General features: G+C 51.5%; 21 protein-coding genes. 7 read left to right on the forward strand and 14 right to left on the reverse strand.

The features are described from left to right. Positions 1–290 precede the first annotated feature (290 nt). Positions 291–2414, forward strand: a complete 2124-nt coding sequence (katG, locus tag QWY82_RS05915; RefSeq protein WP_290263475.1) for a catalase/peroxidase HPI — start codon at positions 291–293, stop codon at positions 2412–2414. Between the two features lie 98 nt (positions 2415–2512). On the opposite strand, the gene QWY82_RS05920 is transcribed toward katG, so the two are convergent. Then, a complete protein-coding gene (locus QWY82_RS05920) occupies positions 2513–3691 on the reverse strand; it encodes an alginate export family protein (protein WP_290260632.1) in 1179 nt (392 codons plus the stop codon). 838 nt (positions 3692–4529) lie between these two features. Between QWY82_RS05920 and QWY82_RS05925 the strand changes: the two genes are divergently transcribed. After that, a complete protein-coding gene (locus QWY82_RS05925; protein ID WP_290260633.1) occupies positions 4530–5267 on the forward strand; it encodes a type IV pili methyl-accepting chemotaxis transducer N-terminal domain-containing protein in 738 nt (245 codons plus the stop codon). A 12-nt stretch (positions 5268–5279) separates the two neighbouring features. Here QWY82_RS05925 and QWY82_RS05930 read toward each other — a convergent pair whose 3' ends face one another. From QWY82_RS05930 to QWY82_RS05990, 13 genes are all read right to left on the reverse strand, one after another. Further along, positions 5280–5600, reverse strand: coding sequence for a cupin domain-containing protein (locus QWY82_RS05930; RefSeq protein ID WP_290260634.1), 321 nt, complete (start codon positions 5598–5600; stop codon positions 5280–5282). Positions 5601–5692: 92 nt separating this feature from the next. Then, a complete protein-coding gene (locus tag QWY82_RS05935; protein ID WP_290260635.1) occupies positions 5693–6871 on the reverse strand; it encodes an ABC transporter permease in 1179 nt (392 codons plus the stop codon). Positions 6872–6873: 2 nt separating this feature from the next. Continuing rightward, positions 6874–8031, reverse strand: a complete 1158-nt coding sequence (locus QWY82_RS05940) for an ABC transporter permease (protein ID WP_290260636.1) — start codon at positions 8029–8031, stop codon at positions 6874–6876. Beyond that, positions 8028–8717, reverse strand: a complete 690-nt coding sequence (locus tag QWY82_RS05945; protein WP_290260637.1) for an ABC transporter ATP-binding protein — start codon at positions 8715–8717, stop codon at positions 8028–8030. The genes QWY82_RS05940 and QWY82_RS05945 overlap by 4 nt, the downstream gene beginning before the upstream one ends. Positions 8718–8741: 24 nt before the next feature. Further along, positions 8742–9767: an efflux RND transporter periplasmic adaptor subunit gene (locus QWY82_RS05950; RefSeq protein ID WP_290260638.1), complete on the reverse strand. Its 1026-nt coding sequence runs from the start codon at positions 9765–9767 to the stop codon at positions 8742–8744. 153 nt (positions 9768–9920) lie between these two features. Next, positions 9921–10322 (reverse strand): acyl-CoA thioesterase, encoded by a 402-nt coding sequence (locus QWY82_RS05955; protein ID WP_290260639.1) that lies wholly within the window; start codon positions 10320–10322, stop codon positions 9921–9923. A gap of 140 nt (positions 10323–10462) precedes the next feature. Continuing rightward, a complete protein-coding gene (locus tag QWY82_RS05960; protein WP_290260640.1) occupies positions 10463–10732 on the reverse strand; it encodes a VF530 family protein in 270 nt (89 codons plus the stop codon). A gap of 63 nt (positions 10733–10795) precedes the next feature. Then, positions 10796–11080 (reverse strand): putative quinol monooxygenase, encoded by a 285-nt coding sequence (locus QWY82_RS05965; RefSeq protein ID WP_290260641.1) that lies wholly within the window; start codon positions 11078–11080, stop codon positions 10796–10798. Between the two features lie 53 nt (positions 11081–11133). Then, complete coding sequence (locus QWY82_RS05970; RefSeq protein WP_290260642.1) at positions 11134–13038, reverse strand: M1 family metallopeptidase; 1905 nt, start codon at positions 13036–13038, stop codon at positions 11134–11136. Positions 13039–13130: 92 nt separating this feature from the next. Then, on the reverse strand, positions 13131–14477 hold the full coding sequence (gene accC, locus QWY82_RS05975; RefSeq protein WP_290260643.1) for an acetyl-CoA carboxylase biotin carboxylase subunit: 1347 nt from the start codon (positions 14475–14477) through the stop codon (positions 13131–13133). A 46-nt stretch (positions 14478–14523) separates the two neighbouring features. Beyond that, positions 14524–14985, reverse strand: coding sequence for an acetyl-CoA carboxylase biotin carboxyl carrier protein (accB, locus tag QWY82_RS05980; protein ID WP_290260644.1), 462 nt, complete (start codon positions 14983–14985; stop codon positions 14524–14526). Positions 14986–15023: 38 nt separating this feature from the next. Continuing rightward, positions 15024–15461, reverse strand: coding sequence for a type II 3-dehydroquinate dehydratase (gene aroQ, locus QWY82_RS05985; RefSeq protein ID WP_290260645.1), 438 nt, complete (start codon positions 15459–15461; stop codon positions 15024–15026). Between the two features lie 324 nt (positions 15462–15785). After that, on the reverse strand, positions 15786–17600 hold the full coding sequence (locus QWY82_RS05990; RefSeq protein ID WP_290260646.1) for a protein-disulfide reductase DsbD family protein: 1815 nt from the start codon (positions 17598–17600) through the stop codon (positions 15786–15788). Positions 17601–17767: 167 nt separating this feature from the next. Here QWY82_RS05990 and QWY82_RS05995 point away from each other — a divergent pair, with 167 nt between their 5' ends. The 5 genes from QWY82_RS05995 (at position 17768) to QWY82_RS06015 (ending at position 24472) form a co-directional block, all read left to right on the forward strand. After that, positions 17768–18472, forward strand: a complete 705-nt coding sequence (locus tag QWY82_RS05995) for a tetratricopeptide repeat protein (protein ID WP_290260648.1) — start codon at positions 17768–17770, stop codon at positions 18470–18472. A gap of 129 nt (positions 18473–18601) precedes the next feature. After that, positions 18602–20527, forward strand: a complete 1926-nt coding sequence (locus QWY82_RS06000) for a bifunctional diguanylate cyclase/phosphodiesterase (RefSeq protein WP_290260650.1) — start codon at positions 18602–18604, stop codon at positions 20525–20527. Between the two features lie 23 nt (positions 20528–20550). Beyond that, positions 20551–20997 (forward strand): copper chaperone PCu(A)C, encoded by a 447-nt coding sequence (locus QWY82_RS06005; protein WP_290260651.1) that lies wholly within the window; start codon positions 20551–20553, stop codon positions 20995–20997. Between the two features lie 73 nt (positions 20998–21070). Then, the gene (locus tag QWY82_RS06010; RefSeq protein ID WP_380736152.1) at positions 21071–22099 is read left to right on the forward strand and encodes a DUF2333 family protein; all 1029 of its coding nucleotides are present in this window, start codon (positions 21071–21073) and stop codon (positions 22097–22099) included. Between the two features lie 21 nt (positions 22100–22120). Then, positions 22121–24472 (forward strand): DNA polymerase II, encoded by a 2352-nt coding sequence (locus tag QWY82_RS06015; RefSeq protein ID WP_290260653.1) that lies wholly within the window; start codon positions 22121–22123, stop codon positions 24470–24472. The last annotated feature ends 125 nt before the right edge of the window (positions 24473–24597 follow it).

Genomic DNA, 24597 nt, shown 5'->3' on the forward strand with positions numbered 1-24597 from the left:
TTAGTTTTCTCTTAGCATCCTTGCCCTTGAGGTTATTTGTTGTAGATGTTCGAAGTTGTTGTAGATGTTTGAAATTGTTGTTGGTAATAAAACGTCGCTTCTGGCGACATACATGCAATGAAGGCTGCCACGCAGCATAAATAGGGATGGAGTTAATAATGAAAAAACGTAATCTACTATTAAGCACCGCAATAGCTAGTCTATTGTCGTCCGCCACTCTGACTTTCGTCAATGCCGATGAAATATCCAAGCCGAAAGGCGCCGCGGGAACGGGCAAGGTGGTTCCCGGCATGGCTCGAACCAATCAATTTTGGTGGCCAGATCAGCTAGATCTCTCCGCCTTGCGCGATCACGATCTTCGATCCAGCCCCTATGGCGACGATTTCAATTATGCAAAAGCATTTACAAAGTTGGACTTAGCTGCCGTTAAAAAAGACATCGACCAATTATTAACAACGTCCCAAGATTGGTGGCCAGCGGACTTTGGCAACTATGGCCCATTTTTTATTCGCATGTCTTGGCATAGCGCTGGCACCTACCGCACACTTGACGGGCGCGGTGGTGCCGATGGCGGTCAACAACGTTTCGATCCACTTAATAGCTGGCCAGATAATGCGAGTTTGGATAAAGCGCGTCGGTTGTTGTGGCCGGTCAAGCAAAAATATGGACAAAGTCTTTCCTGGGCGGATTTAATGATTTTGGCCGGCAATGTGGCGTTAGAAAACATGGGTTTCGAAACCTATGGTTTTGCCGGTGGTCGCACCGATGACTGGGAGCCCGATGTAGTTTACTGGGGCCCAGAACTGGAAATGTTAGCGAGCGATCGTGAAGATAAGGACGGTGAGCTTGAGCGCCCCCTTGGCGCCACCCATATGGGTTTGATTTATGTGAACCCTGAAGGCCCTAAGGGTAAGCCAGATCCTGTTGGGTCGGCAAAAAATATTCGTGTGGCCTTCGGGCGAATGGCGATGAACGATGAAGAAACTGTCGCGTTGATTGCCGGTGGCCACACCTTTGGAAAAATGCACGGCGCGCACAAACCTGCTGATTGTGTTGGTGCAGAGCCCGGGGCTGAGGGCCTAGAAAGCCAAGGCTTGGGTTGGAAAAATAAATGCGGTAAAGGGCATTCAGAAGATACGGTAACGAGCGGCCTTGAAGGTGCTTGGACGCAGGCGCCGACTCGGTGGACCACGCTGTATTTACAAAACCTATTGAATTTTGACTGGAAGCAAACGCGTAGCCCCGGTGGTGCGATTCAGTGGATACCCACTGACGAATCTCTACACAACTCTGTACCGGACGCCCATGTTAAAGGTAAGTTTAACGCGCCGGTTATGACCACAGCGGATTTGGCCTTGAAGTTTGACCCTGAGTACAAAAAAATTGCCGAGCGTTTTCTGGCAAACCCGGACGACTACCAAAAGGCTTTTGCCAAAGCTTGGTATAAGTTGACGCACCGCGACATGGGGCCAAGCACCTTGTATTTAGGGGCCGAAGTTCCGCGTGACGAATTGATCTGGCAAGATCCTATTCCCGCAACAAAGGCTAAACCGCTTGATAAAAGGTCACTTAGTAAACTCAAGAAGGAGATTCTAAGCTCCGGCTTAACGGTACCGGAATTAGTGCGCACGGCTTGGGCATCAGCCTCGACATTCCGCGGCACAGATAAGCGAGGCGGTGCCAATGGGGCGCGCATTGCGCTAGCGCCCCAAAATGAGTGGCCGGTAAACAATCCGCAAGAGTTAACGAAAGTATTGGGCAAACTCACGGCTATTCAAACAAAGTACGGTAAAAACAAAGTATCTTTGGCTGATCTCATCGTGCTAGGTGGTGCGGCGGCTATTGAAAAAGCGGCGAGCGACGCTGGAATGAAGCTTGAGGTGCCTTTTAAGTCTGGCAGAGGTGATGCCAGTCAAGCACAAACGGATATAGCATCCTTCGCATTATTGGAACCAAAGGCGGATGCGTTCCGAAACTATTTTGATACCAGCGGCACTTATCGTACGCCGGCCGAAATGTTGGTGGATAAGGCTGATCAATTGAACTTAACCGTGCCAGAGATGACGGCGTTGATTGGCGGTATGCGGGTCCTCAATGCGAATGCCGATGGTAGTAAAAATGGTGTTTTTACCGCGCAGCCTGGCGTTTTAACCAATGACTTTTTTGTCAATTTACTGGATATGTCAACTCAATGGCGCAAGAGTAAAGTCGATGGTCTATACGAAGGCTTCGATAGAAAAACGGGCAAAGTTAAATACTCTGCAACGCCAGTAGATCTGATATTTGGCTCGAACTCAGAGTTACGCGCCGTGGCTGAAAGCTATGCGTATGATGGTGCTCAAGAGCGGTTTGCCAAGAGCTTCATCAGTGCTTGGGTAAAAGTTATGCAAGCTGATAGGTTTGATTTGCAATAGACGGTAGATGTAGCTAGACGTAAATAGTAATTATTTTCGTGATGTTAAAAATGCCTCCTGTAACGGAGGCATTTTTATTGATTAGCGTTCGAGCAGCTTTAGAGTGAAATCTGAACTTGCAGCCAAATCTTTTGCGTGTCCGATGCGTAATCCTTAGCTTGATAATCAGCGAACTTAAGCAAGGTGGTGACCTGCTTGTTAATTGGGTAGGCTATCACGGCGTCCCATTCTGTACCGTAATTAGCACTGCCTTCCGCCGCTTTAAAATCGTGGTAAGTCAAAGCCAATTTTAGTGGCCCCACGTTGGCGCCTGCACCTATATAGGCGTCTTCTACACCGTTTGCTGGGGTGCCAAGAAACTTATCCGCGAAACCTTGAAATTTATGACCTGTTGCCAGTGGTGTTTGAAACCCTTTTGCACCATCGTCTGAGCCTAAGACTTCGTAACCCACTGTCCAGTTAAATTTTTCGGCCAAGACGCCTTTAGCTTCGAGCAAATAATAGTCTGTGCTGTACTCTGCGCCGTCGCCCGCTTCGGATTGTGCCGCGTAACTTGCTATTACGCTTGCGGGTTTAAACTTTCCTTCGTAGCGCAGACCATAGGTTTGGTTTGATGCCGCAGCGGCGTTTTCAAAATCCATATCGTAGTAGAAACCGACGACTTTCTGCGCATCGCTTAAGCTCCAGGCTGCGTTCAGTAAATGCACATCGCCATCTAGGGTCGCGTTGGCGCCTTCGGGCCCGAAGATACGATTCACCTGAGATACATAGCTGTACTCGCCGCTAAGCGAACCACTGCCGAACTGTAATCTAGCGCCATCGTAAGTTTGTTCGTTCTGGCGCCACGCCACACCACCAACAAAGCGTTGATCGTCGAGATTAATGCGCTGGCGGCCGCCGGTGGCTGCAAAGCTACCGCTCACGTATTTTGCGTAAAATTGATTAATGTCGGTGCCGTCTGGATCTGCGACAACCGGGTAAGTGCTATTGCCGTTGCTGGTGCTGTTAAAATTATCATCGCCTAAATGATGTACGTCATCGAATTCTAAACCCAGGCTGAACCCGCTTACGTTGCCTGAAACAAAGCTCAAGCGCGAGCGGAGGGTGTTCGCGACGGCATCTTTATCGATGCCATCTTGTTCAACACTTTCAAACCGATAGCGAAAATCGATATTGGTTTTACTTTCTTTCATGAAGGTCTCGAGCGCTGAATCTGCTAAGGCGTAGGGCGATGATGCGGCGGCTGCGATAGCCAATGACAAGTAAACTTTTTTCATATCTCACTCTCTATGGTCTTCGATAATGGTGAACGCTTACACCTTATGTGTGTCTGGTCTAGGTGTTGTTGATTTGTATCAAGCTGTGCGTGTCGCTACTCATTGGTGTTTGGCGAGTAACACTTTATGGGTATCAATATGTATGCCAAAACTAAGTCGCGCCTTTGAAGTTCCTGATCTTAAGTGGATGAAGGGTGAGCGAAAAAGACTTGTATGTTGGTTGCGCGCGAATTTAATTTCTCAGGCAAGATCGCGGGCCACACCTTAACGGTAAAGGCTTTAAGGCGGATTTAGGTGTTGCTCGACAGTCTATGTTGAGCGAAGGATTAGCTAAGTTTTTGGCGGTGTATTCGGCCTAGACCTGAGATAAATATATTTATAATTTATTGTTTAGAGGCGGTGCCGGCGTTTGAAAGAGTCGATGAATGACTTAGGCAGAGAGCCAAAATGGTTCGATATTTTAAATTTGTGCGTCAAATTGGGTCGGTTGCGCCAGCGATGTTTCCTCGCCTGCCTCGCGCGTTGGGGCGGAAACGACAAAAGAGAGACGGTGGGCGACTTACGCTTCGCACCTTAATGGGGATTGCGTGCACTCTCGGGTGGCATGAGGTGCTCTGAAAGCGACTCTCAATCTAGTTTCAATAAATTGGAAAAGGCCGGCGCATCATGAGTTGCGCAGGTTTTAGTGGTGGCTGCCGCAAGGCCTAGGCTATTGGCCTGGTTCGTGCAGATTTGAATTCAGGGGATCAAGTCTAGCTACGCTTTGGAGTTCAACATCATGGGTTTATGTCACCGGTTTGCCTTTATCAGATTTTTGCCAAGTGTGTCGGTACTTTTTTTGACTGCCATCAGTATGTTGGCTCATGCGGAGATGAGTATCGGCGAAGCGGTCAATCGCGCGGGCGAACAAAGAATGTTGTCACAGCGCATTGCGCAGAGTTATCTGTTAACAATTATTCAGCCGCAGAGCCCAAAAGGGCGAGATAGGGTGGTGCGCGGCATTGAACGCTTTGAGAGTAATCTTTCGGCCCTAGAGAATTTTACCGCCGCAAAATCCTTGGCGCCTGATCTCGATCGAGTAAAATCTCTGTGGCAGGCCTATCGTGCACTAGCCCTATCTGAGGCTAGCGATGCCAATGCAGAAAAATTATTGCTGGCGAGTGACCGTATATTGGTTGAGGCGAATAGATACGTGGGCCTATTAGAAAAAATTTCCAAAACGGGCTTGGGCGAAGTGGTAAACATCTCTGGCCGGCAGCGCATGCTGTCGCAGCGAATTGCTAAAAACTATTTAGCCTACTTTCAAAAGCTGGGTGGCGAGGAGCGAATACAAGCGCTGTATGAAGATTTGGCTGAGTATGAAAATGTTTTAGGCTACTTAAAAGAAAGCACCCTCACTACGCCGGATATCTTAACCAAGTTAAACCGGGTTGAAGGCCAGTTCGCCTATGCCAGCAAAGGCTTCGATGGGTTGATGCAGATAACCGGCGATAGGCTTATTTATGTGATTACCGGTACGACGGATTCTATGTTAAAGAATATGGATGATGTCACCAAAATGTATGCGGCGCTCTAGACCGTAAAATTACTAAGTTGCCGTGTAATGTATGGCTAACCAGAGCGTAGTGGCATCTTTTTTGGTCCAGGCTACGCGATGCTGTTGGTGGGCGGGAATATTGAGGTAGTCTCCCGGCTTGAGCGCGATGGCCTGTTCGCCTTTGAATTCAATGCCGGCTTCGCCTTGTATTAGCATTATCCACTCGGCTTGTTCTTGATCGTACCAATGATCCGCCGGAGAGCTTTGACCGTTGCTAATAATGCGCTCTATTTTGAGGTTCGGCTGCGCCAAGAGAGTTTGAAATATTTCCTCATGCTTGGCATTGGGTAGCTCTGTGAAAAAATTTTTCATGAATTTGGGATTCGAGGTGGAAGGGCTGGGCGTCGTAAGCATGGGCGACGAGTGGCCTCAATTTCATTGGCCACTCGTGCGTCGTTCTATCGTTAACGAAAGGCGAGCAATACCGGCATACGGGCTGCGCGCCAGGCGGGAAATACGCCGCTGACGAAGCCGATGATTAACGCCATCTGGATGCCTTGTTGAATCAGATCGCCGGTCATCCGGAAGCTGAACACCACTTGGGTAAAGCTGCCCCCCAAGGTCGAGGCATTGAGGCCGTCGAACAATAAGAATGCACACAGGGCGCCCACTAAACCGCCGATGGCGGCAAGCACCATGGACTCTACTAGCGTACCCAAAAAGGCTGAGGTGGTGCTAAAGCCGAGCGTTCTTAATGTGGCAATTTCCTTTGACCTATCCGCAACAGAGGTGTACATGGTGTTGAGCGCGCCTGATAAGGCTCCTAGCGCCATGACCGCGCTGATAACCTTTCCGAAAATGGCCATATAACTTAGGTTTTTACTTTGGCTGGAGAAGTAATCCTTTTCTGTTTGCACATCGACATTTAGGCGCGCATCATTTTCCGCAAAGGCTTTAATAGCCTCTAGCTGGGATGCATCTGTGAGCCGTGCGCGCACTGTTTGCACCGAGCTGCCACGGTTGTAAACATTCTGGATAACACTGAGATCGGCCCAGAGTTCACTTTCGAAAACATTGCCGCCCGTGGTGAATTCACCCACCACTGTCCAATCGGAATTGCCAATCCTTAGACTGCTGCCTAAATCGAAGCCCTCAAATTGTTGGATAACACCGCGCCCGACCACAAGTTCATTGGTGCCAGGTGTAAATAGGCGGCCAGCACTGATGTTAAAATTATTGCGCAATGGCACGCCGGAAAGTTCCAACCCGCGCAGCGGCAAGTTAGCCTCGGTGCCGGTGGATTTTTTTATGCCATCGACGATGACATAGAGCTCGGCAGAAACCTGCGCGCCCTTGTCATCTTTAACAATACCCGGTGCCGTGCGAATTAAATTCACTTGATCACGGTCCAAACCACTATTGAGCTCAGCGGCAGAACCTTTGCGTAGAAACAGTGCGACATCGTCTGAGCCGGCACCTTGTAGGGTTGTTTCAAAGCCTTTATCCATGGCGAGAAAGGCCAGTAAAATTGCCACCACAACCGCATTGGCTAATATCATGGCCAGCGACATCCACAGGCGCCGCGGCAGGCTGCGTATGTTCATGACGATCACGGCGTTCGTTTGTGAAATCACGGAAAACATAATTAGCCCCTATTAAATGCAGTAACAATATTGAGCCGTAACGCGTTGAGCGCGGGCATAATGCCGGTAATTAAACCGAGTAGGGCCATATAGATCAGCGCTTGAATCACTACGCTTTGGTCTACTGCAATATTAGGCAGGAATTTGGCCAGCTGCGCTGACATGGCCTGAACAATAAGGTGTGCCGCGGTTAACCCCAGCAGTCCGCCGATAAATGCCAGTAGCAATGACTCCGCCAGTACCATGTTGAAAATCCGCATAGAGGTAAAGCCAAGGGTTTTCAGTACCGCGATTTCATTGGTGCGTTCGCGAATGGCTAATACCATGGTATTGCCCACCACGATCAGAATGGTAAAAAAGGCCATGAAAACGACACCGAAAATAATCAGGCCAATATTGCCAATTTGTTCGAGAAAGGCTTTATTGAATGCTTTTTCAGTGCTTGTTTTTGTTTCTGCGCTCGAGTTTGCAAAATTATCGTCAACGGCTTTGGCAACAGTTTCATTCAGTCTGGCATCAGTTGTGGTGAGCGTGAGCCAACCCACACTATCGCCACCGTAGGAATTGGTTTCGCGAAAATACTTGTAGTGGAACACCATATAGCCGGTGTCTACCTTTAAGTCCTCTGCGCGAAAAATGCCATCAACGGTAAATTCCCAAGTTTGACCACCGGTCTTTTGGGAAAAAATATTGGACGAAATTGGCACGCGATCGCCGACCTTCCAGCCGTAGACTTTAGCAAGTCGCTCGCCCACTAGCATACCGGATTGGTTGTTGAGCCAAGTTTGAAATTCAGCTGGCTCGACGATCAATTCTTCGTAAACCTTAAAATAACTCTCTGGGTCTATGGCAAAGGACATGATTTGTGTAGCTGGTTCTTGGTAGTAGCCGCCAAACCAGTTGGCGTGGGTCACATCCTTTACCCCTTCCATGGCCTTGATCTTGTTGACGTAGGCGTAGGGTATGGAAACGGTGAAGTTAATTTTGTTAACCACCACAAGTCGATTGTCGGCCGACATATCGATGCCAGAATCGAGCGAGGCCTTTAATGCGGTAATGGCGCCGAAAATGGTAAAGGCGATAAAAATCGAAAACAGGGTGAGTGTTAGCCTTAACTTTTTTCGCGTTATGTTTTTTATGATCAGATAGAAATCATTCATAGCGCGGCTTCCTTGTCGACAAACTCCCCCTTATCCAGATGCAGCGTGCGGTTGGCGTATTTTGCGGCCGAGGGATCATGGGTCACCATGATGATGGTTTTGCCGAACTCGCGATTGAGCAGCTGTAGCATTTTTAAAATTTCATCGGCAGTGCTGCGGTCTAAATCACCGGTGGGTTCGTCACACAGCAAAAGTTTTGGATCTGAGACCACGGCCCGAGCAATGGCAACACGCTGCTGTTGGCCACCGGATAGCTCGCTGGGCATGTGCTTAGCGCGATCGGCCAAACCGACCAGCTCCAGCGCCGTGCTCACACTCTGCTTGCGCTCGGCGCTGGAGAGATTGGTTAGCATTAACGGCAGTTCGACATTGCGCGCGGCGTTTAACATGGGCATTAAATTGTAGAATTGGAAAATATAACCCACGTTGTTCGCGCGCCATTTTGCCAATTGGTTCTCGCTCAAGCGTTCAATAGGGTCGCCGTCGAATAGTATTTCACCCTCTGTGGGCTGATCGACGCCGCCGAGCAGATTTAGCAGGGTGGTTTTACCCGAGCCAGAAGGCCCCATGATGGCAACGAAATCGCCTTTAGCTATGTGTAAATCGAGCTGGTCAAAAATAGTGATGGTTTCCTTGCCCTTTACGAAGCGTTTGGCGACTTTGTTCAGTTCGAATAGGTTGTCCATGAATTTTTCGCTCTCTCGTTAGAATTAGTAAAATGCAACTTTTACACCCATGTCAGGCAGTATGCGTTCATCAGTGGCATCAATTTGAATGCGCACACGCACCGTGGCTTTGCCTCTGTCGGCGGTGGGAATAATGGCAATAACACTGGCGGGTATTTCCCAGTCTGGGTAGGCATCGAGCTGTGCTTTTACCATTTGCTGTGGGCTGACGCGACCAATGAACGCTTCGTTCACATCCACTTCAATCTCCAGCGATGTCATATCCACAATGGTGCAGATGCCAGTTCGGGTGAAGCCGCCACCGGCCGAGCTGGGCGCGACAATTTCACCGGGTTGGGCATTTTTTACCGTAACCACGCCACTAAACGGCGCGCGAATGATGTGGTCGTCGACTAGTTCGGTACGGCGTTGGGTTTCGAAGCGAAGGGCGGCGAGATCCGATTTTGCGCCGGCTAAATTCGCTTTTGCCGTGGCAAGGTTTGTCACCGCTTGGGTTTTCTCAAGCTCGCTAGAATATTTATTTTCTTGTGCGCGACGATATTGGCGCTGCGCCTCTTCCAGCGATGCGCTCAAGCTGTCGACTCGGGCCAGCGCCGATTGCGTTTGTGCCTGTGCTTGTTGCAGGCTCACGCGCGCCAGTGTGTCGTCGAGTCGCGCCAATATTTGATGCTCTTGCACCGCCATACCCTCTTCGACTTCGACGGTTTTGATGAGTCCCATGACTTCGGCGGACACGGTGGCCATTCGGCGCGCGGTGATGTAGCCGGAAGCATTGAGTACCGCACTATTGATCGCGCTTGGCTTAGGTGCCGCGGGTATCTCTTGTTGCTTGGCAGCGGAGCTGGGCGCGCTATTGTCGCTGATGGGTTTGCTGGTTGGGCTTGGGGCTGTCGCGGTTAATACATATGATAGGCCGGCGCCAGTGAGCGCGGCGGCCAACACCAGTATGGCAACTGTAGTATTCGAAAAGCCTGAAGCTTCGGGTGTTTTACTGCGGTCGATGCTGAGTTTACTGAGCAGATCGGTGGTATTTTTATCATTGCTGTTCATAGTCGAGACGGAATCCTTGCCCTATCGGTGTGCCAGCGCGATGTTGTGCTTGATATTCGGCCGGAACTTCGCGACCTATAGTCCCACTTTTTAGATGATATAAAAAGGTCGCGTAAGTACTAAATTAGTCCTAATGATGGCTCCGGGAAAGCGCTAGCTCATGACCGGTGTTGGCTTGCGCTCGTCGTCAATGGCGACAAATTTGAATTCGCCACTAATGGCTTGATGTTGGCCGTCGGCGTACATGTTTTCTAGGCAAATATCGACGTTGACCGTCACGCTTGTGCGCCCAACTCGCACTACCTTCGCAACCAGTTCAACAAATGTTCCTGCGGGAATGGGTTCTTTAAAATCGATGCGATCGGTCGATACTGTCACCAAGGATTTGCGACAAAACCGCGTGGCGGCGATAAACGCTGCCTCGTCCATCCACGATAGTGCTTGGCCGCCGAACAGGGTGTTGTGGTGGTTAGTGGTGCCGGGAAATATCGCTTTCACAATACGGGTAACCGACATCGCCTGACGCTGCTCGAAACTGAATGCTGTGATATTCATCGTTTACCTAAGGTTTCGTTGATGGATGTGAAGTGCCGCTGCTTGCTTTCCGTTTGAGCTTTGAGCTTTGAGCTTTGAGCTTTGAGCTTTGAGTGTGCTGTGGCCTTTTGGTGCAATCTATTGATTGCTCGAAGGTTGCGTTAAGGATTATTCCAAGGATTGCTGTGGCTTGCGCTGGCAATATAGAGCTGTTCCACTTTTTCTCGCGCCCAGGGTGTTTTGCGTAAAAATTTTAAGCTCGACTTTATCGATGGGTCTGATTTGAAACAGTTGATATTGATGCGCTGTGCGAGGCCGTCCCAACCGTAGCGTTGTTCTAGGCTAATTAAAATATTTTCCAAGGTGATGCCATGCAGGGGGTTGTTGGCTTGCGGTAGTGCAGCCTTGGGTGTCGGTGGTTGGCTCGGCATTTCGTTTCCTGTTTGATGTGCTTTCGACGCGGTATTCTTGGCGACTTTTAATGGCAATAGAATTTAACAGCGTTGGTAATAATTTCCCTGTGGTGCCTCGGCCAATAACGCCATGGCAGATTGTATTTTATCTTTCGGAAAGCCTGCTACAGAGGCTTGGTGCGCCGCTTTATCATGCCATTTTTCGACAATAAAAAATTCCGTTTTCTGACTTTCCTGTTGCAGCAGTTCGCAGCTCTCGCAGCCTGGAGATGCGGTTATATAGGGTATCAGCTCGGTGAGAAACAATTTTAGTGCGTCCGCTTGTCCCGCTTTCGCGACGAATCGGTTGATGCGTGTGGCGCTCATAGCTGTCTCGCAAGATGTTGGCCTGACGCTTAGGTGCGTCAGGCTGAGAGTGATTAAGGATTCACAATAGCGTCTACTGTGCCCTGTGCCAAGGGGTGGTATCCGGGCCTAGCGACGGCGTAGACACGCTGGGCGAATGCCTTGCCCGTGGGCGTGGTGACTAGTGCTTTGTATAGCGGTGTGATGAGTTTGCGCCGGCCTATCTGAACGAGATAACTTTCTAAGCGGCTATAGGCGGGCTGGTAGTTATTATTGATGGCAATCAACAGCCAACTGTGGGCAATTTCATTGTTGCCGGTGCTGGTTAATTTGAATTGGGTGTCTAAGTCGAGCATTTGCGCGTCGGTTAACTGCGCCGGCAAATTGTTCAAAAAGTACAGCCATTCGTGCACTGTCCACTCGGTGGCTTTGATGTCCGAGGCTTTCAGGCTGCCGGACAGCCACTGACTGCGCACTTGGTCTATATCGGTAAATGCATTGGACTTAGGCACGGGTGCGCCCTCGGGAATGCCTGGCTGATATATCCACTGTTTTAGCCGTTGCATCGACAATTGCTCGGGGTGCTTGGCGACTAAATGGGTGTCGACATAGGTCAGCCATTCTTCAGTGGATAGGCTGCTAAAGGCGAAATCGGCAAAGTATTGTTTTAGGTAAGCGTCGAACGCCGGGCGGCCGATCTTGGTTTCGATTTCGGTCAGCAGCAAAGCACCCTTTTCGTAGGGCACATCGGAAAAGCCGTCGTCTGGGTCTTTGTCGCGCAAGTCTATTGCCAGCAGTTGATAGGGCGCGGGCAGCTCGGCGATATCGTTTTGCAGGTCTTGGTAGCCCAGTACGCTTTCCATGTTGAAGCGCTTCTGGCCGTAAATCAGCTCCATAATCCGGTAGGTGAGGTAGGTGGTGTGGCCCTCATTCAACCAAAGATCGCGCCAGGTGGCATTGGTAACCGTATTGCCCGACCAGGAGTGTGCCAATTCGTGGGCAATGAGCGACACCAAGCTTTTATCGCCGGCGATGACGGTTGGGGTAATAAAGCTCAAGCGGGGGTTTTCCATGCCGCCGAAGGGGAAACTAGGCGGCAGGATCAGCAAGTCATAGCGGCCCCAGCTGTAGGGCCCATAGGCTTTTTCTGTGCTTTCTAGCATGGCTTCGGTGTCGGCAAACTCAGCCACGGCGGCATCGAGTATTGACGCCTCGGCGTAGACGCCAGTGCGCGCGCCCATGGCTTTGAATTCCAAGTCGCCCACGGCCAAGGCAATTAAATATGACGGGATGGCTTGCGGCATATGGAAGCGATATTCGCCGGTTTTATCGGCGTTGGGCGTGTTCTCGGCGCTCATCACGGCGCGTAAGTTTTTCGGCGTGCGCAAAATGGCGTCGTAGGTTGTGCGCACTTGCGGTGTATCTTGCAGCGGGATAAAGCTGCGGGCATGAATAGCCTGTGCCTGGGTAAACAGGAAGGGATACTTTTTGCCGGCGGTTTGCGCGGGCGTAAGCCACTGCAGCCCGGATGCCGTTGCGCTGGTGCGGTATTGCACTTTAATTTGGTCGGCCTTGGCCGGCAGCGTCACTCGCAGGGCGGCGCCTAAAGCTTCGTGGGGCGCCTCTAATTTAAACCCTGTCTTCGTCCATTTGCCGTCAACCCGCGCGCTGGTGGCGATAATGGTGAGGTCTCGGGTGTCTAATACCAGTTCGCTTGCCTTGGTTGTTTTGCGCTCGAAGTCAAAGATGACCGAGCCGCTCAACTCTTGTTTCTTAAAATCGACGCTAAGATCCAAGGTGAGGTGGGTAGTGAGTACTTGGTGGGGGTTGGCTTGGCTGTGGTAATCCACGCTTGGGTCGAGTTTAGGCGTGGTAGCCACTGCAAGGGTGGCGAGCAGGCTAAGAAGGCCCGAGCAAATGAGGCGTAGCATGGTGTTCTCTCTGATTAAAATAATGAACTTACTAGTCAGACGAAGCATAGAGCAAGTTCCTCCCTAGTTTGTCCTGACACATAAAAAACCCAGCCTAGGCTGGGTTTTTTATGTGGGGCTCCTAGCTGAAACAGCTGGGTTTAATGGTTGCCGCCGAGCTTCTTCTCGAGGTAGTGAATGTTCACACCACCCTTGCGGAAGGCTTCGTCGCGCACCAGGTCTTTCTGTAGCGGAATGTTGGTGCGAATGCCGTCGATCACCACTTCGTCTAGCGCGTTGCGCATCCGATTCAAGGCGATTTCCCGGGTATCGCCATGGGTGATGATTTTGGCAATCATCGAATCGTAATTTGGCGGCACTGTGTAGCCGCCATAAATATGCGAGTCAACCCGCACACCTAAACCGCCTGGCGAATGGAAAGTGTTGATTTTGCCCGGGCAAGGCATAAAGGTCTTTGGATCTTCGGCGTTCACACGGCATTCAAACGCGTGGCCTTTGATCACGATATCCGATTGCTTTAGCGACAATTTATTGCCCGCACAGACGCTGATTTGCTCTTTGATTAAATCCACGCCGGTGACCATCTCGGTGACTGGGTGCTCGACCTGAATACGAGTGTTCATTTCGATGAAATAAAAGCGCTCGTTTTCATACAAGAACTCAAAGGTGCCGGCACCGCGATAGCCAATGTCGACGCAGGCTTTTACGCAAGAGGCGTAGACCTCGTCGCGCACGTGCTGCGGAATACCCGGCGCCGGCGCTTCTTCCAGTACCTTCTGGTGTCGGCGCTGGAGCGAGCAATCGCGATCGCCCAAGTGGATGGCGTTGCCTTGGCCGTCGGACATCACTTGTACTTCAACGTGACGCGGGTTGGTTAAAAACTTTTCCATGTACACAGTGTCGTCGCCAAAGGCGCCCTTGGCCTCGGACTTGGTTACTTGAATGGAGTTGATTAGGGCCGCTTCCGTGTGCACCACGCGCATGCCGCGACCACCGCCACCGGCGGCGGCTTTAATGATGATCGGGTAGCCAATGCGCTTGGCAATGGCTAAGCATTGCTCGCGATCGTCCGGCAGTTCGCCATCTGAGCCCGGCACAGTGGGTACACCGGCTCGCTTCATGGCGGCGATGGCCGATACTTTATCGCCCATTAAGCGAATCACATCGGGATCTGGGCCGATGAAAACGAAGCCGCTTTTTTGGATTTGCTCGGCAAAGTCTGCGTTCTCGGCTAAAAAACCGTAGCCCGGATGTACGGCAACCGAGTCGGTGATTTCCATAGCGCTGATAATGGCTGGGATATTTAAATAGCTGAGTGGCGATGGGTTTGGACCAATGCACACGGTTTCGTCGGCCAGGCGCACGTGCTTAAGATCGCGGTCAATTTTAGAGTGAACCGCCACTGTCTTGATGCCAAGCTCTTTACAGGCGCGCAGTATACGCAGTGCAATTTCACCGCGGTTTGCGATTAATACTTTATCAAACATGAATCCTACTCCTGCTAGTCATTCGTGTGTGTGGCAAGAGGGCCGTTTAAACGATGGTGACTAGAGGTTGATCGAATTCAACTGGCTCGCCATCTTCAACCAAAATGGCTTCGATGATGCCGGCCTTGTCAGCCTCAATTTGGTTCATCATCTTCATGGCTTCAATGATACAAATCACATCGCCCGGTTTTACGTGCTTGCCCACTTCGGCAAAGGCTGGAGAGCCAGGGCTTGGACAGCGATAAAAGGTGCCCACCATCGGCGATTTGATGATGTGGCCGTTTGGCGCTGCCGGAGCTTCTGCTGCAGCAGCAACGGTTGCTGCGGCGGCTGGCGCTGCAGCAGGTGCGCTTTGCTGCATGGGGGCGTATTGCATGGGCATCATTTGTGGCTGATGGTTTGAGCCACGGCTGATGCGTACGGATTCCTCACCCTCTTTAATTTCGATTTCGCCGATATCAGATTCTTCTAACAGCTCAATCAATTTTTTAATTTTACGAATATCCATCACACTCTCACTTTGTGTTTAGGCCTGTTATTGAAAGGTCAGGCTAATTGATTTAGTGCGGCATCCAATGCCAGCTCGTAACCTTGGGCTCCCAGCCCACAGATAACACCCACCGCTACATCCGAAAAGTAGGAGTGGTGGCGAAAACTTTCTCGCTTATGCACATTGGATAAATGTACTTCGATAAACGGAATCCCGACCGCAAGCAACGCATCGCGCAGGGCAATGCTGGTGTGCGTGAAAGCCGCCGGATTGAAAATAATAAAATTTACACCCTCGCGTTTGGCGTCGTGAATGCGATCGATAAGTTCGTATTCAGCGTTGCTTTGCAGAGCTTGTAAATGATGGCCGTCTTTTAGGCAGCGCTCTGTTAAGCGCTGATTAATGTCTGCCAGAGTGGTTGCGCCGTACACTTCAGGTTCGCGGCTACCCAGTAAATTCAAGTTGGGGCCGTGTAACACCAGAATGGTTGCCATCGTGGGGTTTTCACCTCATTAAGCTGCGATTGATAGTGGAACGTCGTCTAAAAGCCCAAAAAACAAACATGGGCTTCAATTGAGGGGCGAGTTTGCCGGAATTGTGACCCCTTGTCCACGTTTGCGGAGGGATATTGTAACTTTCTTGTTAGTTAGCGACCAGATCGCGGAAGTTAGATTCAAAACGCTTGTTTTATTGTGTTTTGCGGCAGTGGAACTAGCACGATCGCGACATGTTGTCAGCGAAATGGGCTTAAAGCGCGCTAGTTAGCGGCATGTTCGAGCAAAGTTGCTGAACATGCCGCTAATTGCTGTAAATGTCGGTCAATTTCCTGCAATGGCGCGGTTTAGCGCCTCGAGGAAGATGTCCGGTGTTAACAGTTGAGGTAAAATTTCTGGTTTTGCCTCTGGGTCGGCTGGAAACATGAGGTATAAGGGCACGCCATTGCGCTGGTATTGCGCCAAAAGCGCGGTGATTTCGGGGTTATATTTCGTCCAGTCCGCTTTAATTAGCATTAAATCGGCATCGGCTATCTCTATTTGCACCGATTGTTGGCTAAATACCAGTTTCTCGTTGGCTAAGCAGGTTAGGCACCAGTCTGCCGTAACATTCACGAATATGGGTTGGCCCTGTTGGCGCTGTTGCTGCCACTGGCTGCTGTCGTAGGCATCCCAGTGATCGGTGGAGACGTCTTTGCTACTGAGTGGCAGCAGCACTGCCAGCGCCAAAGCGCCGAGCAGGCAGAGTTTGGCAAACCAATTTTTAAAGCGCCAAAGCCATAGCGCGAAGCCTAAAGCCAGTAGGCCGCATAGGGCCATGATGAGTTCATCGGTGCTGGTTTGCCGGCCCAGTACCCAGAGTAGCCAGATGGCGGTGAGAAATAACGGAAAGGCCAGAATTTCCTTAAAGGTTTCCATCCACGCACCAGGCTTGGGCAGCCATTTGTGCAGGTGCGGCACGTAACAGAGTGCCAAGAAGGGCAGGGCCATACCGAATCCCAATGCGGCGAACACTGACAGGCTGGCGGCGGGCGATTGGGTCATGGCGTAACCCAGTGCTGTGCCCATAAAGGGCGCGGTACAAGGGCTGGCCACGAGCGTCGCCAAGGTGCCGGTGAAGAATGAACCCTTCAGGCCGCCAGCATTGGCGAGGTTACCGCCAATATTAGCCAGCCCAGTGCCAATTTCTAGGGCGCCGAGTAGCGCCATGCCGAGCACGAAAAACAGGTAAACCAAGCCTAATATTAATAGCGGCGATTGGAGTTGAAAGCCCCAGCCAACGGCTTCGCCGCCGGCTCTGACAATTAATAGTGCGCCGGCGATGGCAACAAAACTCAACACCACGCCAGCGGTGTAGGCCCAGCCGTGCAGTTTGCGGTGTGCGCCGTCTTCGCCACTACTGGCCAGGCTGAGCGCCTTAATAGATAGCACAGGAAATACGCAGGGCATTAAATTGAGCACCGAGCCGCCCAGCATGGCGAGTAAAATGGCGACCAACCAGCTGGTATTGCTAGGTGGCAGCGCCGTCGCAAGAGGTTCCGTGGTTGGGCTTGCGGCGGAGACTTGCGCGAGGGGCGTGGGGGCTTGCTCGGTAAAGGTCTGGCTTTGCGCGCTATAGTTAAACTGCTGGTCTCGCGGCGGGTAGCAAAGCCCGGCATCAGCACAGCCTTGGGACTGAAGATGCAGGCTGAAGTCCTGCGTGAGGTCGAGGCCGCTATTGGGTAAATCTAGGTTGAGGCCGTTGTAAAACACCTCTAGCTCGCGCTCGAAATACTCGTCGTACTTGTGCTTGCCCTTGGGCCAAAGCGGATTAAGGGTCAGGGTTTTGCCCTGCTGGCGGGCCAGCAGCTTAAAGCGCTCTTGGTATAGGTAGTAGCCGGGGCTGATGCGCCACTCCAGTTGCAAGCTGGTTTGATTGCTGAAGGGCAGGGTTTGGTAAGCCTCTTCTATGGGCAGGAATTCGGCTTCGCCACTGAGGCTCGCGGGTTGGGCAAGTTGTGCGACAGCGCTCTGGCTGCTGACTAGGGCCAGCAGTATCAATATCGCGAGCGTTTGCAACGCTGGAACCAAGGTGCCGTATCGGGCACTATGTGCGCTATTTTGGAGAGTTCCTTGGAAAGTTCCGGTCATGTGATTCATTCATTTCTTAGGTTGATGAGTGAGTTATTGCTGAGCCATCAAGGTGCTTAAAGCAGCGGCGGCGGCAAACTGTTGGGCTCAAGAATAACAGGTTGCTTGAAAAGCCGGTGTGCCGAGCGCCAAATTTTGGTAATAAGCGCTATTTTGACGTGGTAAGAGTTTAGATATTGAAGTCGAAAAGAAGTTACAGCTTAGTTGCCCTGTGTTTGGTGGCTCATTTGCTTGGCTGTAGTCAAATAACAGAAATTGTCCCGCGTATCACCAAGCCTGCATTTGAGCCGCGCTCAGAGGCGAAGAGCGATCAGCTGCTCGAATATTTGGCGGCAGCCGATGCGGCCCTAGCGAGGGATCACCTCAGTAGGCCTAAGCGCAACAGTGCCTTTGAGCTGTACCGCAATGCGCTGGTGCTAGACCCAGAAAATGTTCACGCCCACAACGGTGTGGTGTTGATCTTGCGCCGTTATATGGCCTTGGCCAATGCCGCCCTGAGCCAAGGCAACTTCGAGCGAGCGCTCACCTTGTTGGCCCGGGCGCAAAGTCTGGATGCCAATAACCGCGACGTGATTCAAATGCGCCAAGCGCTGGTGCAGCAGGAGCAGCTGTCCTTAAATGGCGAGCGACCTATCGTTGTAAAATTGAGCGTTAAAGAGCTCGAGAGCCGAGACCCGGCCTTGGTGCAGCGACTGCAGGCGCTGGCCCTTTCGCTCGCCGACAGCGGTGAGCGAATTGTCATCTATGCGCGCACCGATATTGAAAGTCGGTGGTTGTACCAACAGCTAAAGCAAGCGCAGCCAAATCATCATTTCGTCGTTACCACGGGGCTGTCGTCTCGGCCGCGTATTGTTCGAGTACCGGTTGTGCGGGAGTCCTGATAGTATCGAGCCGGCTCGTTTAGCCACAAGCGCAGATGCTTGAGCTGCTAGTCTTAAGTGTCCGCTGTAGTGGTCGACTACATTTCTCTAACCTGACTCAGCCCGTCGCGGGATGAGCGAGGAGCTTACGTGAGTTTGTTGCGCCAATTGGTCATTGCCATCACCCTCTTGGTGATGGTGTTGCTGGCCGGAAATATGATTGTCAGTGTGGTTAATGCGCGGATATATTTTTTCGCGCAAATGAACGTGCACGCGCAAGATACTGCGACGGCGCTTGGGTTTAGTATTTCCCAGGCCGCGCAGGAAAAAGATGCGGTGTTAATTGGTTCGATGGTCGATGTTATTTTTGATCGCGGTTATTACCGTGAAATTTCTTACCGCGATCTCGAGGGCAAGACGCTAGTGTCGCGCGACGTTAACTTGCAGGTGGACGATGTGCCCGCATGGTTTATCGACTTGATCGAGATTCCCGAGCCCAGGGGCGAGTCCGAAGTGATTAATGGTTGGTTCCGCTTGGGTAAAATCGAAGTGATTGCCCACACGGGGCTGGCCTATCGTGATCTATGGCGCGTGTTCCGCGAGCAGCTTTGGCTATTTCTGTTTACCGCAGTGGCAGCTTATGGTCTGGCCGGCGTGTCGTTGCACTTTCTACTGCGGCCATTAAAGCGCGTGGAAAAGCAGGCGGATGCCATTTGTCGGCGCGAATTTCCCGAGCAGCAGCGCCTGCCGCGCACACGGGAACTGCGCTCTATGGTTCATGCGATGAACCGCATGGTGGAAAAAATCAAAGACATGTTCCAGGAGCAGTTGGAGCTAACGGAATCTTTGCATCGATCTTCCCATGTGGATTTTATTACCGGGCTTTCTAACCGGCTAGATTTTGATGCACGCCTAGAGTCTTTCATTAAATCAGAGTTGGGTGGGGGTGAGGGCGCGCTGTTGCTTTGGCAGCTATCCGGCATGCAAAAATACAACCAAACCCATGGGCGAGAAGCGGGCGATTTACTGTTGCGGCAGATTGCCGATGTGTTCAAGCCATTGTCGACGGCCTGGCCGGGTGCCATTGTGTCGCGTCGGGGAGGCACCGATTTCTGCATTTTCATTCCCGCAATTGATAGAGCGCAAACAGTTACCCTGTGTGAAGAATTGGTGGCCAAGGTGCAGCTTATTAGTTGGCCAGAGGGCAGCTTGCCGCTGCATCTCGGCGTGGTGCACGATCAAGCGGTCACCCTCGATAGTCAGTTGCTGAGCCGAGCGGATGCGGCGCTGCGCGTGGCTCAGCACCAAGCTGAAAAGGGTTGGCACTTACAGCTTACGGAAACCGTCGGCGCTAGGCCCGCTGGCGAATGGCGGCAATTACTGGAGCGCAGTTTGAGCGAGGGCCAGTTGGCGCTGCACTATCAGCCTGTTTTTGATCTGCATAATCAGTTGCTGCACGCAGAAGTGTTGGTGCGCCTGAAAGTAGATGGCCAATTGCAGCCAGCAGGTAGTTTCTTACCGATGGTGGAGCGCTTCGCCTTGGTAGATACCCTGGATCGGCGCGTATTGGAAATGCTGGCGCAAACCTTTCACCAGACGCAGGCGAATTACTGTGTGAATCTTTCGCCCAGAACTATCGCCTTGCCGCAGTTTCGTCACTGGTTAAAGGATTTCCTAAGCCTTAACGCCGAGCTCGCCAGTCGCCTATTCATTGAAGTTAGCGAGAATGTGGTGCTGCACTCGATGGATGCGCTGAGGGATCTCGTCGCTATCAGCAATAGCGCTGGCGCTAAGGTGTCATTGGATCATTTTGGCGTTACAGGTAAAGCCTTTAACTATCTGCAAAGCCTGCCGCTACACAGTTTAAAAATTGATCGCAGTTTCATCACTCATTTACATAATCGCCAGGATAATCAGTTCTTCGTCAAATCATTGGCTCAGATAGCACACAGTTGCGATATGATGTTACTGGCCGAGGGCGTGGAAACGGAGCAGGAGTGGCTGCAAGTAAAGGCGCTCGGACTGGATGGCGCACAGGGCTATTATTTAGGCCGGCCAGCGGCTGAATTGCCCTAGCGATTGATTGATAGGAGAAGAAGATGAAAAACGGTTTTATGTTTGCGCTGCTGGCGTTTTTTACCCAGGTCGCCGTTGCCGAAATACAGGTGACAGAGGCGTGGGCGAAAGAGTCTATCCCCGGCACTAACACCTCGGCGCTGTTTGCCACCCTCTATAACACCACGCGCAAGCCCACCGAGTTGGTCAAGGTGGTGGTTGAGGGCGTCGATAAGGCGGAGCTGCACACGCACAATGAGCAGGACGGCATGATGCAAATGCGTCGTGTGGATGCGATTGACATAGGGGCTCGGGCGACGGTGGCGTTGGCACCAGGGGGCTTTCATGTCATGTTGTTTCAATTAAAAGCCCCGCTAAAGGCCGGCACCGACCTTGCAGTAGAATTTCACTTCAGCAATGGCGAGCAAGTAGCGGCGGTTGCGAAAGTCGTAAACCCCCATCAGGCCGGCGAGCATCAACATCACCACTAGCGAAAACTTCGGGAGATAACAGCGCATGGCATGGAACGGTATTAAACGCTTGTGGCTAAAAAACAAGCGCAACATGAGTGATTACGGTGCGGATGTTAAAGCGGATTTAGCCGAGGGGAATGTTATGTGGCGCTGGATGGCAATTGCCCTGCTCATTTTGTTACTCGCAATTGCGGGCTTAGGCTTCTATTGGGATCAAGAACCGGATGCATTTTCGGTGAAGCAAAATGCCATGCTGCGCGTGCCTGTACACGGCGATAAGCCAGTGGTCGGTACGGTAACCACGGCGGCACTTATTCATATCGCTGAAACCCTGCTCGATAAGCCGGGTGGCTATCTTAGTAACGATATCATGCCGCCGAGTGTTTGGATGGACAACCAGCCCAGCTGGGAGTACGGCGTGCTTATTCAAGTGCGCGATTTAAGCAAGGCGATGCGCGAAGTGCTTAGTCGCTCTCAGTCTCAGTCGCGCGAGGATAAAGATTTGGCCCTCGCCGAACCGCGCTTTAATTTTAATCACAACAGCTGGGTGTTGCCGTCATCTGAATCTGAATATCGCGCCGGTATTAAATTGTTGAACGCCTATCTCACGCGCTTGGTAGATGACAATGAGCAAGATGCCCAATTTTACGCGCGCGCCGATAACTTAAATTATTGGTTGCGCACGGTGGAGTCGAGGCTGGGTAGTTTGTCCCAGCGCCTTTCCGCCAGTGTCGAACAAAATCGGGTGAACACTGATCTCGCTGGCGAGGCAGCGGCAAAGAAATCTACGGCGACACCGCGAGAGCAGATGGTTAAAACCTCTTGGTGGGAAATTGACAACGTTTTTTACGAGGCCAGAGGCACCTCCTGGGCACTGATGCATATGTTAAAAGCGGTGGAAGTGGATTTTGCCGATGTGCTCCAGAATAAAAATGCTCTGGTGAGCTTGCAGCAAATAATTCGCGAGTTGGAGGCCACCCAAGAGCCCTTGCATAGCCCGCTGATTCTTAATGGCACAGGCTTTGGAATGTTGGCGAACCACTCTTTGGTGATGGCCAACTATGTGTCGCGTGCCAATGCCGCCATTATTGATTTACGCGAGTTGCTCTCCCAGGGCTAAGTGCGTTGTAGAGGTTGACGGGTGACAGTAAACCAAGGCTTTCTGCTCACCCGCGATTGGCGCGACGCCCGCTCGGGCTTGGCGCTGGAGTTTTGGTTGGCAACATCGCAGGGCAGTAAAGCACTGCGTGTAACCAACCAAGAAAGTGTCTGCTTTTTTCTACAATCCGATCACGCGCTACTGGCCAAGGTGTTGGCAAAACACAGTGGCTGGCGCGCGCAAGCGTTGAACTTAACCAATCACCAAGGTTTGGCCGTGAGTGCACTTTATAGTCGCAGTCACGTGCTACAGCGCAACGCCGTTAGCTTGTTGAGCGACGCGGGTATTACGACCTGGGAATCAGATATTCGCCCAGCCGATCGGTATTTGATGGAGCGGTTTATCACCGCCGATATCGCCTACCAACCGGGCCCCGTGAGTCGGGGTTTTATCGCGCCAAAACAGATAAAGCCGGCAGCTATTGCCGAGGTTAACCTCAAGGTGCTGTCCATCGATATTGAAACCTCTATGGATGGCTTACAGTTGTTTTCTATCGCACTGCAGGGGCCGGCCGTACGACGAGTGTATATGGTTGGCGCCAGCGAGGATCAGCACCTAGCTGGCGATGAATTGGACCTAATCGCCTGCGCGAGTGCGCGCGAATGCTTGGATAAATTTTTACGCGCGGTTCGTTTACTCGATCCAGACATTTTAATCGGCTGGAATGTTATCGGCTTTGATCTTTGGATGTTGCAACGTTTCTGTGATCAGCAGTCGATAAAATTTAATATCGGTCGAGACGGCTCCACGCCGCGCTGGCGCGAAGAACCGGATAGCGAAAGGCGCTACATTCATATCGCCGGCCGGGTGGCGTTAGACGGTATCGATTTGGTTAAGGCGGCCGCGTTTAGTTTTGATAGTTACAGTTTGCAGCAAGTCTCCGAGTCTGTTTTGGGTACCGGAAAACTGATTGCCGGCAGCGATGGCGGTGCCGAAATTACGCGCTTGTTTAATGAGGATAAAACTGCGTTGGCACGATATAACTTGCAAGATTGCCAGCTGGTGAGCGACATATTTGCAAAATTAAATCTTCTGGATTTCGCCATTGCCCGCGCCCGTTTGACTGGTTTACCGCTGGATCGCATCGGTGGTTCAGTGGCGGCATTTGAATACGCCTATCTGCCCTTGCTGCACCGAGCTGGTTTTGTCGCGCCGAATTTAGGTGAAATTGAATCCGATGTGATTAGCCCTGGCGGCTATGTGATGGACTCCACCCCCGGCCTGTATAGCGATGTGTTAGTGCTGGATTTTAAAAGCCTGTACCCGTCTATCATTCGCAGTTTTCTTATCGACCCCTGCGGTTACTGGCGGGCTAAAAATAGCGGCCTAAAAAAGGCGCAAGTTGTGCAAGGCTTTAACGAGGCATTTTTTGCCCGAGAGGGGCATTTGCTGCCCGGCATTATCGAAAAGCTTTGGTCTGCACGGGATAGCGCTAAGGCGGAAAAGAACCAACCCCTGTCTTACGCCATAAAAATCATCATGAATTCCTTCTATGGCGTCTTGGGTTCGGAGGGCTGCCGCTTTTTCGATCCGCGCGTATGCAGCTCTATTACCTTGCGTGGCCACGAAATTATTCAGCGCTCGAAGCAATGGATAGAGGCGCAGGGTTTTGCGGTTATTTATGGCGACACCGATTCATTATTTGTCTGGGCTGGAGACGCGGCGACCACGATGAACCCGGAGGAGCTGGGGCAGAGTTTAGCGGCCGGGCTCAATTTGTGGTGGGCGCAAACCATCCGCACCGAGCACCAGCTCAACAGTGCTTTGGAGGTGGAATTCGAAACCCATTTTAAGCGATTTTTCATGCCGACCATTCGTGGCTCTGAAGCCGGTAGCAAGAAGCGCTACGCGGGCATTATTACCAATCAACGCGGCGCAGACGAGTTAATCTTCAAGGGCTTAGAGAGTGTGCGCACCGATTGGACGCGCTTGGCGCGAGACTTTCAAACTGAGCTCTACTGGCGATTATTTCATGGTGAAGCGGTGGATCAATGGATTGTCGAGCTAGTGGCGGCTCTTCGCGCCGGCGCAAAGGATGAGCAGCTGGTGTATCGTAAGCGCTTGCGCCGCAAGCTTGAGGATTACGCAAAAAGCCGACCGCCCCATGTGCAGGCGGCGCATAAATTGGCTCAGGTGGGTTTGACGCCAAAACGCGGTGAGTGGGTGGAATATTTCATCACCACCAATGGCCCGGAACCCAAGGCGACGAGAACATCTGCCATCGATTATCAACATTACCTGGATCGGCAGTTGCAGCCGGTGGCTGACGCTATTTTGCCGTTTTTTGGCTATTCATTTTCGAGTTTAATTGAACATCAGATTCGCTTATTGTGACAGTGTGAGCAATTTGCTCTAAATGCCTTGGGTTTTTACATCTATTCAGTTGAATCTGATCTAAGCAATTTAAAGATCTATTTCTATACTTACTAAATTGACCCTCAGGTTTGCGCAGGAATGAG

Source organism: Simiduia curdlanivorans (assembly GCF_030409605.1).
Classification (GTDB): Bacteria; Pseudomonadota; Gammaproteobacteria; order Pseudomonadales; family Cellvibrionaceae; genus Simiduia; species Simiduia curdlanivorans.